The following is a 16,531-nucleotide window of genomic DNA, read 5'->3' on the forward strand; positions in this document are numbered from 1 at the left end:
GTCTCGCCGGTCAGAATTGCGTTCATCGCCACAGGCGCCACCGCGTCTGCCAGCGAGTTGGTGATGGCCAGCTTCGTTCCGTATCTTGGGGTCAATGCAGCGCTGATAGGCAGTAACAGCTACGGCAAGCCCGTTGGTCAGATCGCCCTAGACTTAACCGCCTGTGACGATCGTATCCGCGTCGTGGCCTTTGCGAAAGAAAACGCAGCGGGGCAGGGCGATTATTATTCTGGGCTTGCAGGTACGATGCGGTCCACCTGCGCGGCTGCAGACGACATCACACGGCCGCTGGGCGACCCGCAGGAGGCATCGCTGCGCACTGCGTTGGACTTCATTGCCGGTCGCAGCTGTACGGCCATTGTTGTCGGCCAGAGCGCGCAAAGCGCTTCCACACGCACAGAACGGCGTGTCCTGCCTGTCCCAGAAAATGCCAACACAGCGCAGCGTGACGTGTCTGGCTCATTTTAGCAGAAGATCAGGCTAAAGCAGGCAGATGGGTGCAGGCAGAAACCTTTTAACTTGATGAATGGCTAAGCTTTCCCATCGACAAGTGTTGCGTGCAATGTCACGGCTTTATTTTGGAATGAAGGTGTGACAACACCCTAAGCCAAACAAAGGCCGAAACGATATGGTTTGGGTCGCAGGAAAGAGATCATTATGGATACCGATGTTTTTGAGCAGTTCATTGAGCAGCTCCAGCGTTATGTGCGCGAGCGCCTTATCCCGGCTGAAAAAGAAATTCTCGAAACGGAAACTATCCCTGAAGCCATCGTGTCGGAAATGCGCGACATGGGTTTGTTTGGCTTAACTATGCCGGAGGAATATGGCGGTGCGGGGATGAATATTCAGCAGTATATCCGCACCATTCGTGAACTTAGCTACGCCATGCCCTGCTATAGGTCTATCACGTCGATCAACATTGGCATGGTGAGTTCGGCATTCAAGAACGGCGCTACAGACGCGCAAAAGGCTGAATGGTTGCCACGACTTGCAGCAGGGGAAATTGCTTCGTTCGGGCTTACCGAGCCAGGCTCAGGGTCCGATTCTGCCGCCATGCAGACCATCGCCGTCAAATCGGGAAATAGCTGGGTTCTTAACGGCACGAAGCGTTATATCACCAATGCGCCTTTTGCGAATGTAGCGTTGATTATGGCGCGGACAAGCAAGGAGGCCTTGCCTAAAAACGCCCATGTTTCAGCTTTCATTGTGCCTATGGACACACCCGGCATTAGCGTAGGTAAGTCCGACAAGAAAATGGGGCAGTCGGGCAGTCATATCGCGGATATCATTATGGATGATGTGAAACTCCCTGCCGATGCAATTTTGGGGGGTGAAGAAGGCAAGGGCTTCGCGTTTGCGATGAAAAGCTTAGATAATGGCCGTTTGTCCATTGGAGCTGCTGCGACAGGCTATGCGCGCCGCGCGCTCGACAGTGCGTTACGCTATGCAAATGAACGTAATGCCTTTGGGGAGCCAATTGCCAATTTCCAACTTATCCAGCAAATGCTGGCTGACAGCGACATCGAAATCTATGCAGCGGAAGCCATGTTGGAAGACGCCGCGCGCCGAGCAGACGCCGGGGAGAATGTGCTGCGCAAGGCCGCCGCGGTTAAGGTATTCGCCAGCGAAATGTGTGGGCGCGTGGTTGACCGCGTTGTCCAAATTTATGGTGGCGCGGGATATCTGGCGGAATATGATGCTGAGCGTTTTTATCGCGATGCGCGAATCTACAGGATTTATGAAGGCACAACGCAAATCCTTCAGCTTCAGATTGCCAAACATATGCTGCGCGATTGGGCTGCCCAAAACTGATGTCGGGGGGCTGATGCGTGTATAATCTGTTGGATGGTCTTAAGATTATCGAGGCGTCGTCCTTTGTGGCGTCGCCGACTGCTGGTCTGTATTGTGCGCAGTTCGGAGCAGAGGTCATTCGTGTAGATCAAATCGGCGGCGGCCCCGATTATCATCGCTGGCCAATTACGGAAGCCAATGGCTCGCTCTACTGGGAAAATCTAAACCGTGCCAAAAAGTCCGTGGCGCTGGATTTGGCGAGCCCACAAGGCCGAGAATTGCTGCAGGAATTGGTGCAGGCAACGGGGCAGTTCATCACAAACTTTCCCGCCGAGAGTTTCCTATCGCATGCGAAACTATCGGAAAAGCGACCTGACCTGGTCACCGTGCGTGTGATGGGCTGGGCTGATGGCGCGCCTGCACTGGATTATACCGTGAACAATGCAGTGGGTTATCCGATGATGACCGGCATGGGTCCCGAGCCAGTCAATCATGTCTTGCCTGCATGGGATTTGCTCAGCGGCGCGTATGCTGCCTTTGCTATGCTCGCGGCCATACGGCGGCGCGAACAGACAGGTGAGGGCAGCGAGGTACGTGTACCCCTGTCTGACGTTGCCATCGGCACTGTCGCCAATTTGGGCGGAATAGCTGAGGTGCTTCACAACAACGCCAATCGTCCGAGGCTTGGTAACGCGGTCTATGGTTTGTTCGGGCGGGACTTTGTGACCAAAGATAATGTGCGGACGATGATCGTCGTTGTTACCCATCGGCAATGGACGAACCTGCTTGGCGCACTTGGGTTAAGCAATGCGGTTGAATCGATCGAAACGGAACGGGGCGTCAGTTTTGCAAGAGATGATGGTGTGCGTTTTGAGCATCGTGATGCGCTTTATCCATTGTTTGAAAAGGCGATTGCTGCGCTTGACCATAGCCGGATGGCAGCAATGCTTGACGACGCGGGTATAGTCCATTCTGCCTATAGGACCATGTTGGATGCCGCGCATGACAAGCGTCTGGTGGTTGATAATCCAATGTTTACGGCATTTAACGCCAACCCATCGGGTTTCAAATATCCTGCTGCGGGTGCCTTTGGCACCATACCCCAAATGGAGCGTGGTGACGCCAAGGGAGCCCCGCGCAACGGTCAGCATAGCGAGGAAATATTGAGCGCTTCGCTCGGTCTGTCCTCGGGCGAAATCGCCAGCCTCATTGACTCTGGAATAGTAGGAATTGCCACATGAATAAGCTTCGCCGTGCAGCCATTGTTGCCCCTATCCGAACGCCTGTTGGCAAATTTGGCGGCGCGCTTGCCTCGTTAAATGCAGGGGAATTGGGCGGCATCATCCTGAAGGCACTGATGGAACGGACAAAGATTGATCCCACACGGGTCGATGATGTTGTCTTCGCCCAAGGCTATGGCAGTGGCGAAGCACCCTGTATCGGCCATTGGTCTTGGTTGGCGGCGGGGCTACCGATTGAAGTACCTGGTTATCAGATTGACCGACGTTGTGGTTCCGGCCTGCAAGCAATCGCGAATGCTGCGATGATGGTTCAGACCGGTGTTAGCGACATTGTCGTGGCCGGTGGATGTGAAAGCATGTCCAACGTAGAGCATTACACCACCGATATTCGCAAAGGCGTTCGCGCGGGCAACTTGACGTTGCATGACCGGTTGACGCGCGGTCGGTTGATGAGCCAGCCCGTCGAGCGCTTTGGCGTGATCAGTGGTATGATTGAGACGGCGGAAAATCTGGCGAAAGATCATGACATCAGTCGTGAAGCCTGCGACGCATATGCAGCGCGGTCGCATCAGCGCGCGGCGGCAGCATGGGCGAATGGTCTGTTTGAAGATGAGTTAGTGCCAGTGAGCATCGCGCAACGGAAGGGCGACCCGATCATCTTCGATCATGATGAAGGCTATCGTGCCGATGCGACGGCCGAGACCATGGCAGCCTTGCGTCCCTTGGAAGGTGGGGTCGTCACCGCTGGTAATGCAAGCCAGCAGAATGACGCTGCTGCGGCCTGCTTGGTTGTGGCAGAGGACAAGCTTGAAGAACTCGGGCTTGAACCCATCGCCTATTTCCATAGCTGGGCAGCCGCAGGCTGCGAACCGTCACGCATGGGCTATGGCCCAGTGCCCGCCGCCGAGCGCCTGTTTGCGCGCAATGGCCTTAGCTGGAATGATATCGGCCTGATTGAACTTAACGAGGCCTTTGCACCGCAAGTTTTGGCCTGTCTCAAAGGCTGGGGCTGGTCCGATGACGATGGCCGTCATGACATGCTCAACGTCAATGGTTCGGGTATTTCGCTTGGCCATCCTATCGGCGCAACCGGCGGACGGATATTGGCGAACCTCGCCCGCGAAATGCATCGTCGCGATGTGCGTTTCGGGCTTGAGACGATGTGCATTGGAGGCGGTCAGGGTATTGCTGCGGTGTTCGAACGCGCATGAGCTTTGCCGCTGTTCTGGAAGCCGCTGAAGGCTACTGCGATGCGGCACTGCAAATTCACGGCAGCAATCGCTATGCGCTTGAATATAAAATTAGCCGCATATTGTGCGACGCCTGTATATTAAACATCTTTGAAGGTGCTGCGGAAATTCAGGCGCAGGTCATTGCCAAGGGCCTAATCGGAGGACGGAGTTCATGAGTGCATGGGATGCATGGGTCGGGCGCGAGGAGGTGCGGACAGATCGTATCGATGATGGTCTGGCGTCGCGCTGGCTTGCGACATTGGATCGTGGCGCGTCGGGTGATGGCACCGTGCCACAGGGGCTGCATTGGTGTCTGTGCGTGCCAGACGCCCCGACGGCCCGGCTTGGCCCTGATGGTCATCCTGCGCGTCATGATAGTCCGGATAGTTTCCTTCCCCCCGTGCCGCTACCCCGCCGGATGTGGGCATCAAGCAAAGTGGAATTTTTTGCGCCCTTGATTTTGGGGGAGGCAGTTTCGCGGACGTCGCGGATTACATCCATTACCGAAAAATCTGGCGGATCGGGCCAATTGGTCTTTGTCGATGTGGCGCATGAAACTTTTGGCGAAGCCGGCCTTGCGGTTCGTGAGGTGCAGAGCATCGTCTATCGGGATGCCGCGGCATCAGATGCTCCCTTGTCACCTCCCGTTGTCAGTGATGAGACATTTGATGCAAGCGGTTGGGGCAGCCACCGCATGCTTTTCCCCAGTACACCTTTGCTGTTCCGCTTCTCAGCGCTGACCTTTAACAGCCACCGCATCCATTATGACTTGCCCTATGCGCAAGACGCGGAACGCTATCGCGGACTTGTTGTCCATGGTCCGTTGACCGCGACATTGTTGCTGGATTTGGCACGTCGCGAGCTTGGCGACAACGCGCTGGCAAATCTTGCATTTAGAGGTCTTTCGCCCGCGATCTGTGGGGAGGTTTTGCATCTGGTGATGCGGGCGCAGGACGATACCATTGAACTCGGTGCTTTCGCCGCCGATGGGCGGCACGTCATGGCGGCTTCGGCCATCAAGAAAGTTTGAAATGACCGACAATGACAACATCTCTGAAATCCGGCGTTCGGTTCAGGCATTATGCGCCGAATTCCCCGGCGCATATTGGCGCGAAAAAGACAGCGCGCGCGCCTATCCCGGAGAGTTTGTCGATGCGTTGACTAAAGCAGGGTTTCTCGCTGCATTGATCCCTGAAAGCTACGGCGGGTCAGGGCTAAAGCTGGATGATGCAGCGGTGATTATGGAGGAAATCCAAGCCGCCGGGTGCAACGGTGCGTCGGCGCATGCGCAGATGTACATCATGAATACGCTGCTGAAATATGGCAGTGAGGAACAGAAACAGGAATATCTGCCGCGTATCGCCACCGGCGAATTGCGCTTACAGGCTTTTGGCGTTTCCGAGCCTACCAGCGGCACAGATACGCTCTCGTTGCGGACCGTTGCCGTGCGTGATGGTGATGAATATGTCATAAATGGCCAGAAAATCTGGACAAGCCGCGCAGAATATTCCGACCTGATGATGTTGCTTGCGCGGACAACGCCGCGTGAAGATGTGGCTAGCAAGACCGAAGGGCTTTCCATCTTTTTGGTCGATATGCGCAAGGTTGTTGGCAACGGCATGACGATCAAGCCAATCCGCACGATGATGAACCATTCAACGACGGAGGTTTTCTTCGACGATATGCGCATCCCCGCTTCCGCGCTGATCGGTGAAGAAGGCAAGGGCTTTCGCTACATACTTTCGGGTATGAATGCCGAACGGATACTGATTGCCGCCGAATGCATCGGTGACGCCAAATGGTTTATTAAAAAAGCGACCGATTACGGAAGCGAGCGCAATGTTTTCGGGCGTGCGATTGCCCAGAACCAAGGCGTGCAGTTCCCGATTGCGCGTTGCTATGCGCAGATGTGTGCGGCCGAACTGATGGTGCATCATGCAGCGCAGGTATCTGACGCAGGCGGCAATCCTGGCGCAGAGGCCAATATGGCCAAACTGCTCGCTTCCGAGGCAAGCTGGGCCGCTGCCGACATGTGCGTACAAACGCATGGTGGTTTTGGATTTGCTGAAGAATATGATGTCGAACGCAAATTCCGCGAAGCACGCCTATACACCGTTGCCCCGATCAGTACTAACCTGATCCTGAGCTATCTTGCCGAACATGTGCTCGGCCTGCCGCGCAGCTATTGAGAAGGAATTAGTCCGTGAATTTCGAACTCGCTGAAGAGCACCGGATGCTTAAAGACCTCGTCCGCAAATTTGTGGACGCGCAACTGATGCCGCTGGAAAGCGACGTGTTGGCGCGCGAGACAGCGGGCCAAGGCAGCTACCTGACTAAGGATGAGCAGGCGCGCGTCGATACCGTTTCTAAAGACCTTGGCCTTTGGGGGCTTGATGCACCCGAAGAAGTTGGCGGGATGAACCTTCCGATGGTCGCGATGGTTGGCGTGGGCGAGGAACTTGGGCGGACCGTAACACCCTATACGATTCCGCCAGATTCCCCCAATCTGCGTATGATGATGGCTGCCGCTGACGCAAAGCAACGCGAACATTATCTTGCCCCTTATGTACGCGGAGAGACGATTTCTGCTATCGGCATTTCAGAGCCAGGTGCTGGCGCCGATCCGCAGTTGATGAAAACCTCTGCAGTTCAAGACGGCGACGATTGGATTATCAACGGCCGCAAAATCTGGATTACCAAAGCGGATGAGGCCCATTTCACCATATTGATGGCGGTAACCGACAAAAATGCTGAAGGCCGCAACGGCATGTCTGCATTTCTAGTGGACCGCGACACGCCCGGGTTCAACGTCCTGCGCAAAATCCCCATGATCGACGGCACCGCGACCTATGAGATTGCGCTCGATGATTGCCGTGTTCCGGGGTGGAAGTTGCTTGGAAAACGTGGGCAAGGATTTCTGCCGATGCAAGTACGTCTTGGCACAAGGCGGATTGAAATGGCGTCATGGTCGATTGGCATGGCGCAACGTGCGCTCGATATGATGATAGAATATGCGCCGCAGCGGGTCACATTTGGAAAGCCGCTTTCGTCACGTCAAACAGTCCAGAACTGGGTATCGGATGCCGCAACACGCATTCATGCGATGCGGTTGATGACGTATGACTGCGCGTGGAAAATGGATGCAGGCCGCGACACGCGGCAGGAAATCTCGATGATCAAATCCTATTGCACCGAAACCGCATATGACATTGTCGACCATGCAATGCAGACGTTTGGTGGCATGGGTATGACGCGCGAAATGCCGCTCTATTTGCTGTCGAACAAGCTACGCACCATGCGCATTTACGATGGACCAACCGAAATTCACAACTGGGTGGTGGCGCGCGATTTGCTTGGAACGCGGGACTGATCTAGCCAAAATTGACCACATAACGCCGGAGGAGGGCGCGAAACGATGACCTATGAAACGATTACTTTGGATGTTGCCGACAATATCGCGACAATCACGCTCAATCGTCCCGAACGCATGAATGCGTGCTCGCTTGAGATGACGGGCGAGATAAATGACGCCGTTTCCAATGATCTGGGCGAAGCACGCTGCCTCGTTATCACAGGCGCAGGCCGGAGTTTTTGTTCAGGTGCCGATCTGTCCGCGCGTGGCGCGCGTTCAATTTCAGGCGGTGAGGGGAGCTATATCGCGCTTACCCGCCATTATAACCCGCTGATGATGAATCTGGCGCGTTTGAATATGCCTATCATCACGGCCATAAATGGCGCGGCCGCGGGGGTAGGCTGCTCAATCGGGCTGTGCGGAGATTTCGTCATCGCAGGTAAATCAGGCTATTTTCTTCAGGCTTTCGTCAACATCGGCCTTGTGCCTGATGGCGGCGCATCTTGGATGCTTCCACGCCTGGTTGGCAAAGCCCGTGCGACCGAAATGATGATGCTCGGCGAGAAGATCAGCGGAGAAACGGCAGCGGATTGGGGTATGATCTACAAATGCGTTGAGGATGAGGCGCTTCATGCCGAAGCCCGCGCTCTTGCAACCCGCCTCGCCAATGGTCCAACGGTGGCTTATGCGGTGACACGCAACAATATCCTGACCGCGCTGGAAAACTCCTATGCCGAACAATTGCTTGCCGAAGCCGAAGGACAGCGCATCGCCGGCAGTTCAACCGACGCGGCAGAAGGCTCAAAAGCCTTTGTCGAAAAGCGCAAAGCAGCGTTTACGGGGCAGTAATAGGCGGACGTGCCGAGGGTTGATCGTCATTGCGGTTGACCATTACAAGATTGTGCGCCCTGATGGGTTCGAACCAGCGACCTGATGATTAACTGATGTAGGGTAGCCTAGAATGCAGAGAACCCTATCGCTGCGTGAAGAGCTTACGTGGGCAGGGCGCATCATTCTCTTGCGCCTTTCGTTCGCGCAGGGATAGAAGCGTCCAAAGGCGCGGCAGCGTGGAACGATATGGGAGCGAATTTGGGCATGGTCGAACAAACTGCCGATGGCCAACTTCACGGTCACCCCAAGGGCCTGTACTATCTGTCCTTTACCGAAATGTGGGAGCGATTTTCCTTTTACGGAATGTCTGCGCTGCTGACACTTTACATGGTGAAAGAGCTACTGCTGCCTGAAAATGCGGCGCAGGTCATTGGGCTAGCCGCACTCCGCAATATGTTCGAATTCCGCGGGCCGATGAGCGATGTGGCTTTTTCGGCGATCATCTATGGCTGGTATGCGGGCCTTGTCTATTTCACGCCTATCGCTGGGGGTTGGGTTGCCGACCGGATACTGGGTGCAAAGCGCACGGTGATGTTCGGTGTAGTGCTGATGAGCGCAGGGCATGTGGCCATGTCCTTTTATACAAGCTTCTTATTTGCGCTGTTGCTGCTGATCCTCGGGTCTGGGTTTCTCAAGGGGAATATCTCCGCGCAGGTCGGCGCGCTCTATCCGCGTACAGATGAGTCCATGCGATCACGCGGCTTTACCATTTTTTCGACAGGCATTTGCATTGGCGCAGCCAGCGGGCCGTTTGTGACCGGTTTGGTTGCCGCTATCTATGGCTGGCACGCCGGGTTTGCGGTTGCGGCAGCTTTAATGTTGATCGCGCTCGTTGCATATATTTTGGGCCAGCGGCACTTGCCGGACGACCGCCCTGTGGCGCGCAAACGGGAAAAGGCGCCCGTCATGACCGCCGCCGAACGGAAACGTGTGGCGGTGCTTTTGCTCGTTATTGCGCTGACCATACCCGCTGAAATCGCCTATCCGATGGTATGGAGCATCGGCATATTGTGGGTCGATCAATATGTGAACTTGGTCACGTCGCTTGGCGCGGTGCCATCGAGTTGGTTTGCATCGATGGACTCGATTGGTGCCATTCTTGCCGCGCCCGCGTTGATTGCATTCTGGGCATGGCAGGCCAAGCGTGGCAGCGAGCCAAGTAGCGTTACGAAAGTAGGTATTGGAACATCCATTATTGCCATTGCTGCACTTCTTTTCGCTTATGGCAATTTAGGACTGAGTGAACCGGACAGTGTGGGTGCGGGTTGGGCAATCGCCGGTTGGCTGATCATGGGGCTCGCGTGGATGTATTATTGGCCAACGACGTTGGCCATCGTCAGCAGGGCTGCCCCTGCGGGGATGGGCTCTTTCCTGATGGGAGTTGCGTTCCTGTCTCCCTTTGTCGGACATGTGCTCGCGGGATGGGTTGGCAGCTATTTTGACCAAATGCACCCGTCCGTTTTCTGGGCGATGGATGCCGGCATCGCGTTTGTAGGCGGCATGCTCATTTTGCTATTCCGCAAGCGCCTTCAAGCTGCGCTGGACCCTGATCTGGCGCCGTAATAGTGCCGCGTAGTTCCCTTATTCTAATTCCGTGCCGGAATTCCTGGTAGCCTAGAGAAGTGGGCGCGCCCTGGCCTTCATAAAGGCTTCATCAAAGTGACTTGCTTTAGACCCCGTTCCGACCCCTAGTAGCCTTTATCGTTCTTTAGTCGCCACAAACTTCTAATCAGGAGTTCGTTCATGCGCCATTTGCCATTACTTGCTATTCTATTGTCCTCAACCACAGCCTTGCCCGCCTTTGCCCAAGGTGTGCCGACAAATGAGGCTTCGAGAGAAGACGAAATTATCGTTACGGCCCAAAAGCGCGAAGAACGTCAGATTGATGTCCCGTTAACGATTACCGCGGTTACGGGAACACGGTTGCGCGAAATTGGCGTTAATGACCTAGACGAGCTCTCAAACTATGTCCCTGGGCTCAACATTCAGGAGCAGAGCGCGAACAACCCTGGCATCGTTATTCGTGGTATTACATCTGACTCCGGCTCTGCACAGCAAGGCGCGCGCGTTACGCTATATTATAACGGCGTTGACATCTCTCGTTCGCGCGGTTCATATCAGGACATATTCGACATGGAGCGGATCGAGGTGGTCAAGGGACCACAAGCGACCCTTTTTGGCACTGCCTCTGCGGTCGGCGCTATCAGCTTGATCTCCGCGCGGCCAGAAGACGGCTACAGCGGTGAATTGGGCGGCACATATGGTAACTTCAATCAACATTCAGCCACCGGGTTTATCAATGCAGGCTCGGAAAAGCTCGCTGGACGCATTGCCTTTGCTTACAAAAAGCGTGACGGTTATGTAAACAATCTGGCCGCCGGCCAAGACGACTTATACGCTCAAGACCAGTTTGGTGCGCGCGGTTCGCTGCGGTTTAAACCCACTGATGCGTTTACCGCCGACTTGATCCTTACCTATGACCGTCAGCGGAATTCAGGCACACCCTTTATCTCCCTTACGTATCCAACCGCGTCGGGCGCGCCCAACGCTTTTGGGGATGCAGCCCTTGGCAGCACACCCAACGCACTCCGGGATCTCGGGCTGAGCAAACTTGGTCTCAAGCGCGATGTCTATGATGCCAATTTGACGGTCAACTGGGATATCGCAGATGATTGGGTGCTCACTATGGTCAACGGCTACCGCAAGTTTGACTCGCTCGAAGTGTTTGATGCGGATGGGACAGCTGCCGAATATCTTGAGTTCGCCGAGCTTGCCCAAGGTGACCAGTTTAATCAGGAAACCCGTTTCTCCTACAACAGCGACAAATTGCGTGGCTCGTTCGGTTTCAATTACTTCCACGAAAATGGCGTGCAAAATGTACCCTTCTCAACGAATGAAAACACGTTTTTTGCATGTCTCAGCGCAACCGCTGCAACGCGGGCGCAGTGCGTAGCTGCAAATGGGAGCGTTCCTGCCGCCGCTGCACCGCGCATCGACTATAGGTCATTCTTCGAAAATCAGGGCCGTAACACCAGCTACTCCATGTTTGCCGACAGCACATGGATCCCGACGCCAAGTCTTGAGATTACAGCGGGTGTTCGCGTGCAGATAGAAAAGCGACTATCAGGATTTCGGGCCGGCGTGCCGCGGTCGGCAGTGACCAAGGGCGCGTCGGTTATACCCGGGCAAGTCGATACGGCAGGGCAGACGTTCCAGTCTGAGGATAGTTATGCCGACGTGCTTCCGCGCTTTAACCTGCTGTACAAGTTCTCGGGCAATTTCAATGCCTACGCCACCGTATCAAAAGGACGCCGCTCGGCAATCGTCAATGTCTCAGCGCGCTCTACATCCGGTGGTCCTGTTGCAAATATATCGCCGGTTCTTGAGGAAGTTCTCTGGAACTATGAACTCGGGGTAAAGGGCACTATGGGTATCCTTTCAGGATCAATCGGTGTTTACTATCTGACATATGATAATTTCCAGGTGAGCATCATCATCCCACCAAGCATTGTCGGCGTAACGCAAAGCGCAGGAACGGCGACGAACAAAGGCGTTGAGGCAGAAGTTAATGTCCGTCCGACATCATGGCTGACAATGTTCGCCAACGGCGCTTACATTGACGGTGGCATAGACAACCGAGCAGATATTGCGGCAAATTTCCGCGGCGCCAAATTCCGGTTGCAGCCTGACTATCAGGCATCCGCAGGTCTGATTATTGATGCTCCGCTCGGTAACGTTAATGTGTTCGCAACGCCAAGCATCACGTATCGCAGCAAACTGTTTTTCGAAACGCCTAACCTTGAAGCACGGAGCCAAGGTCCGGTGACGCTCGTCAATATCGTCGGTGGCGTTCGGTTCGCCGATAATCGCTACGAAATCTCTGCCTTTGCGCGCAACATTTTCAACAGTCGCTACTTGCTCGACGCCGGAAACACCGGGGGAGCCTTTGGCATCCCTAGCTTTATACCCGGTGAACCACGGTTCTACGGATTGAAAATGAGCGCAAAATTCTGAAGCGTGATAAAATAGGAGCGATCACGCTTGTGCTGTAGATTTCGAAAAACGCTTGGCCAGTGCAGACGCTCGCCAAGCGGTACATTTCCCCGAACACAGGAGGGGTGGGCCAAGGATTTGCTAATCATTCTCAAAGTGCTCTAACCAATCCTCGCGCCTTGGCGGATCAGTTCCTTTTTCACGGCGCTTATATCAACGTCGCAAAAATCCCGGTCCGACTTGACCGCCAACGCTGCCGCAACGCCGGCGCCTTGCCCTGCAACCGCGCAGCACATCATGTTTCGTACGGCCGCATGGCTGACCTTGTCGCCACCAATCACGCGGCCGGCGGTAATCAAATGCTTCACATTCTTCGGCAACATCGACCGGTAAGGCAGATGGAAATAGCGCCCTGTCGTCGGCAAGATAAGATAGCCATAGCCATCAATAAATTCCGGGAAGATGCCGATGCTATCGTCAAACCGGCCTTGCTCCATCACGTCGTCTGCTGTCATGTTGTACACCGCATCAATCTTGCGCGTATCGCGAATGCCGAGCGTCATACCGAAGTTACGCAGCTTGGCATCCTCGCAGCCGGGCATGAACGCCTGCAACGCCGCAATGGCGTGCATCGCTTGCTTACGTCCCGCCATCTCGCCATGCGTCAGCGCATCGGGGTTGGTACCGTCGAGATAGAGGTGGCACATGTTGAGATAGGTCAGGTCCCCCTGATTCGAGACTGTACCCCAAGTGCCGGCCATTGTTTTCACGCTGTCTGGGATAAGGCCTGCTTCCAACGCCTTTTGAAACGGTTTACGCAAAAAGGGCGAAAACATCTCATCCTCTTTGCCGCTGGTGATCACTTCCCATTCACCACCCACAGCCCAGTCACCATAGGTCTGCGGGTCGGCCTTTACGGCGTCAATAAACCGCGTCTTATTGACGCCGCACATGGAGAACATGACGGAGACGGACATCATCTCATCCACCGGATGCATATGCGTTGGGGCCCCTGCGCGGTGGGCGATGTCGGCATCTCCTGTCGCGTCGATCACCCGCTTCGCGAGGATAGCTTCGCGTCCCGCCTTGCTCTCCACAATCACGCCGCGGATCGTATTGCCCTCCATGATAGGCGCAACACATAATCGGTGGAGCATCGGTATAACGCCTGCTTCTTCCACCAGCGTGTCTGCTACAAATTTGAAGGCTTCGGCATCCAGACTGTGGCTGATGGATTGGGGCTCCGGCATGGCTGCGCCCATCAACTTTGCGCGGTCTTCGAACTCACGTCCGATGCCTTCACTGTCGATGGTAGCGGGATGACGATACCAAGCAAAACCCTCGACCCCTACTTGCGTGATATTGCCGCCGAAGCAGCCATAGCGTTCCAGCAGCGTCGTTTCGACGCCAGCCCGCGCCGATGCCAACGCGGCGGCAAGGCCGCCAGGGCCGGAGCCAATGACAAGGACATCCGTCTGGCGGATTACATCGATTTTGCGAGCGGGTTCGAGGATAGTATTCATCATCTCTGGGCAACTTCCCAATTTGGCGCGACATAAAAAGGCGCGTTGGACGGCGCAAGCATTGGCTTTCCAAGGATATGATCTGCGCCCTTTTCACCAATCATGATCGTGGGCGCATTAAGATTGCCTGTGGTGATGGTCGGCATAACGCTGCTATCGACAACGCGCAGTCCTTGGACACCGATGACGCGCAATTCAGGGTCCACGACCGCCATTGGATCACGCGGGCTGCCCATCTTGCATGTGCAACTGGGATGCAATGCGCTTTCGACATGTTCGGCGATAAAGGCGTCAATCTGCGCATCGGAGACAGTGTCAGCGCCGGGTTGAATTTCACGTCCACGGAATGGCGCAAAGGCCGGTTGTTGAAAAATCTCACGGGTCAGCCGCACACAGGCCCGCATTTCCGCCCAATCGTCGGGATGGCTCATATAATTGAACAGGATTTTGGGCTTGTCGCGCGGGTCTGCGCTTTTGAGCGTCACTGTGCCTCGGCTTTTGGAGCGCATGGGGCCGACATGGGCTTGAAAGCCATGTTCGGTTGCCAGCGACGATCCGTCATAATTGATCGCCATTGGAAAGAAATGATATTGGATATCGGGATATTTGATTCCGGCGCGGCTGCGGATGAAGCCACAGCTTTCAAACTGGTTTGACGCCCCTAAACCCGACCGCCCGAACAGCCATTGCGCGCCAACCATCGCTTTGCCGAGAAGATTTGCCTTGCCGTAAAGAGTGATGGGTTGGGTGCAGGCCATTTGAAAATAGAATTCCAGATGATCTTGCAAGTTTGCGCCGATACCAGGGCGGTCAGCGCGCACCTTGATGCCATTCGCTTTTAACTCGTCTGCGGGGCCAATGCCGGAAAGCTTGAGCAGCTGCACGGAATTGATAGGGCCGCCCGACAGGATGACTTCGCGCGCAGAGCGCAGTTGATGTATCTGGCCTGCGCGTTCATATTCCACGCCAACCGCGCGCGTGCCTTCAAATAGGATGCGCGTCACAAGCGCCTGTTCAATCACTTTGAGATTGGGCCGCTTACGGGCTTCATACAAATAGGCCTTGGCTGCCGAACATCGTGTGCCGTCACGCACCGTCATATCCATTCGGCCAAAGCCTTCTTGGGCATAGCCATTATAGTCTTCGGTCAGGCCATAGCCCGCCTGTTGCGCGGCATCGAGCCACGCCTGATGCAGCGGGTTGTCGAGCGGGCCATAGCTGGTCGACAGCGGACCATCGCCGCCCCGATACTCGTTTCCACCTTCGGCGCGGCCTTCGGCGCGTTTGAAATAGGGTAGCACGTCGGCATAGCCCCAACCGGTGGCGCCCTCATCCTCTTTCCAGCGTTCAAAATCGAGCGCGTTGCCGCGGACGTAGACAAGTCCGTTAATCGAAGAGGATCCGCCTAGACCCTTGCCGCGCGGGCAGTTCAGGCGTCGGTTATTCAAATGCGGCTCCGGCTCGCTTTCATAGCCCCAGTTCCAACGCTTGGTATTCATGGGATAGGCAAGCGCTGCTGGCATCTGAATGAAGATTGAGCGGTCACTGCCGCCATATTCAAGCAATACCACTTGATGCGTGCCATCGGCACTCAACCGGTCCGCCAGCACACAACCGGCAGACCCTGCACCGACGATGATATAGTCGGCAGCCTCAATAGGGGGCATCGATTGGCTCCATGGCAACATAGACGCTCTTTAGCTGGGTATAATGTTCAATCGCCGCCTTGCCGTTTTCGCGGCCAAGACCGGACTGCTTGTTGCCGCCAAATGGCATTTCAATAGGCGTAATATTGTATGTGTTGATCCAGCAGGTGCCTGCCTCCAACGCCGCGATAACACGGTGCGCGCGTGGCAAGTTATTCGTAAAAATACCCGCAGCCAGACCAAAATCTGTATTGTTGGCCCGCGCAATAACCTCTGCTTCATCTTCAAAATCGAGCACTGCCATCACGGGACCGAAAATCTCTTCGCGGACGATGGCCATATCGTCTTTACAGCCGGTGAGGATGGTGGGCTCTACAAAGGACCCCTGCGCAAGATTTCCATTAATCACACGCTTTCCGCCGGTCAGAAGGGTAGCGCCCTGCTGCTGACCAAGCGCGATATACCCCAGTACTTTTTCCATATGCGCCGGAGAAATTAGCGCGCCCATTTGGGTTGCGGGATGGAGCGGATCGCCAATCACCATCGCCTCAGTGCGCGCCTTCAGTTTTGCAAGAAACGCATCACGGACATTTCTATGAACAAATACCCGCGTGCCGTTGGTGCAAACCTCGCCCGCAGAATAGAAATTGGCGAGCAGAGCGCCGGAAACGGCTTCGTCCAGATCTGCATCCTCGAAGACGATCAGCGCGGATTTTCCGCCAAGTTCAAAGGTCACATATTTTAGCGTACCGGCCGCATCGACCATAACCTTTTTGCCAGTGCCGACTTCGCCTGTCAGCGACACTTTGGCGATGCCGGGATGCAGGCTCAGCAAGCGGCCGGTGTCTGCCTTGCCTTGCAC

The 16,531-nt window shown here is 55.3% G+C and carries 13 protein-coding genes and 1 pseudogene; 11 read left to right on the forward strand and 3 right to left on the reverse strand.

Annotated features, from left to right (window positions below; genetic code table 11):
- The 11 genes and pseudogenes from QE270_RS03625 to QE270_RS03675 form a co-directional block, all read left to right on the forward strand.
- A pseudogene (locus QE270_RS03625) lies at nt 1–468 on the forward strand (peptidase S41); the annotation flags it as partial.
- A 189-nt stretch (nt 469–657) separates the two neighbouring features.
- Nucleotides 658–1,812 (forward strand): acyl-CoA dehydrogenase family protein, encoded by a 1,155-nt coding sequence (locus tag QE270_RS03630; RefSeq protein WP_300035296.1) that lies wholly within the window; start codon nt 658–660, stop codon nt 1,810–1,812.
- A 17-nt stretch (nt 1,813–1,829) separates the two neighbouring features.
- Nucleotides 1,830–3,032 (forward strand): CoA transferase, encoded by a 1,203-nt coding sequence (locus QE270_RS03635; RefSeq protein ID WP_300035299.1) that lies wholly within the window; start codon nt 1,830–1,832, stop codon nt 3,030–3,032.
- On the forward strand, nt 3,029–4,243 hold the full coding sequence (locus QE270_RS03640) for an acetyl-CoA C-acetyltransferase (RefSeq protein ID WP_300035302.1): 1,215 nt from the start codon (nt 3,029–3,031) through the stop codon (nt 4,241–4,243). Before QE270_RS03635 ends, QE270_RS03640 begins: the two co-directional genes overlap by 4 nt.
- Nucleotides 4,195–4,440 carry an acyl-CoA dehydrogenase family protein gene (locus QE270_RS03645; RefSeq protein ID WP_300035305.1) on the forward strand — a complete coding sequence of 82 codons (246 nt, stop codon included), beginning with the start codon at nt 4,195–4,197 and terminating at the stop codon, nt 4,438–4,440. Before QE270_RS03640 ends, QE270_RS03645 begins: the two co-directional genes overlap by 49 nt.
- Complete coding sequence (locus QE270_RS03650) at nt 4,437–5,294, forward strand: MaoC family dehydratase N-terminal domain-containing protein (RefSeq protein WP_300035308.1); 858 nt, start codon at nt 4,437–4,439, stop codon at nt 5,292–5,294. The genes QE270_RS03645 and QE270_RS03650 overlap by 4 nt, the downstream gene beginning before the upstream one ends.
- A 1-nt stretch (nt 5,295) precedes the next feature.
- Complete coding sequence (locus QE270_RS03655) at nt 5,296–6,453, forward strand: acyl-CoA dehydrogenase family protein (protein ID WP_300035310.1); 1,158 nt, start codon at nt 5,296–5,298, stop codon at nt 6,451–6,453.
- A 14-nt stretch (nt 6,454–6,467) separates the two neighbouring features.
- The gene (locus tag QE270_RS03660; RefSeq protein ID WP_300035313.1) at nt 6,468–7,634 is read left to right on the forward strand and encodes an acyl-CoA dehydrogenase family protein; all 1,167 of its coding nucleotides are present in this window, start codon (nt 6,468–6,470) and stop codon (nt 7,632–7,634) included.
- 45 nt (nt 7,635–7,679) lie between these two features.
- The gene (locus QE270_RS03665; RefSeq protein WP_300035316.1) at nt 7,680–8,465 is read left to right on the forward strand and encodes an enoyl-CoA hydratase-related protein; all 786 of its coding nucleotides are present in this window, start codon (nt 7,680–7,682) and stop codon (nt 8,463–8,465) included.
- Between the two features lie 147 nt (nt 8,466–8,612).
- Nucleotides 8,613–10,070 carry a peptide MFS transporter gene (locus QE270_RS03670; protein ID WP_300035319.1) on the forward strand — a complete coding sequence of 486 codons (1,458 nt, stop codon included), beginning with the start codon at nt 8,613–8,615 and terminating at the stop codon, nt 10,068–10,070.
- 180 nt (nt 10,071–10,250) lie between these two features.
- Nucleotides 10,251–12,521 carry a TonB-dependent receptor gene (locus QE270_RS03675; RefSeq protein ID WP_300035322.1) on the forward strand — a complete coding sequence of 757 codons (2,271 nt, stop codon included), beginning with the start codon at nt 10,251–10,253 and terminating at the stop codon, nt 12,519–12,521.
- Between the two features lie 140 nt (nt 12,522–12,661).
- Here the strand turns inward: QE270_RS03675 and QE270_RS03680 are convergent, their stop codons facing one another.
- The 3 genes from QE270_RS03680 to QE270_RS03690 form a co-directional block, all read right to left on the reverse strand.
- Nucleotides 12,662–14,026, reverse strand: coding sequence for an FAD-dependent oxidoreductase (locus tag QE270_RS03680; RefSeq protein WP_300035325.1), 1,365 nt, complete (start codon nt 14,024–14,026; stop codon nt 12,662–12,664).
- A complete protein-coding gene (gene betA / locus QE270_RS03685) occupies nt 14,023–15,711 on the reverse strand; it encodes a choline dehydrogenase (protein ID WP_300035327.1) in 1,689 nt (562 codons plus the stop codon). Before betA ends, QE270_RS03680 begins: the two co-directional genes overlap by 4 nt.
- The coding region (locus tag QE270_RS03690) for an aldehyde dehydrogenase family protein (protein WP_300035330.1) at nt 15,677–16,531 on the reverse strand (855 nt) is incomplete at its 5' end. The genes betA and QE270_RS03690, both read right to left, overlap by 35 nt.

Source organism: Sphingorhabdus sp. (assembly GCF_029865925.1).
GTDB lineage: Bacteria > Pseudomonadota > Alphaproteobacteria > Sphingomonadales > Sphingomonadaceae > Sphingorhabdus_B.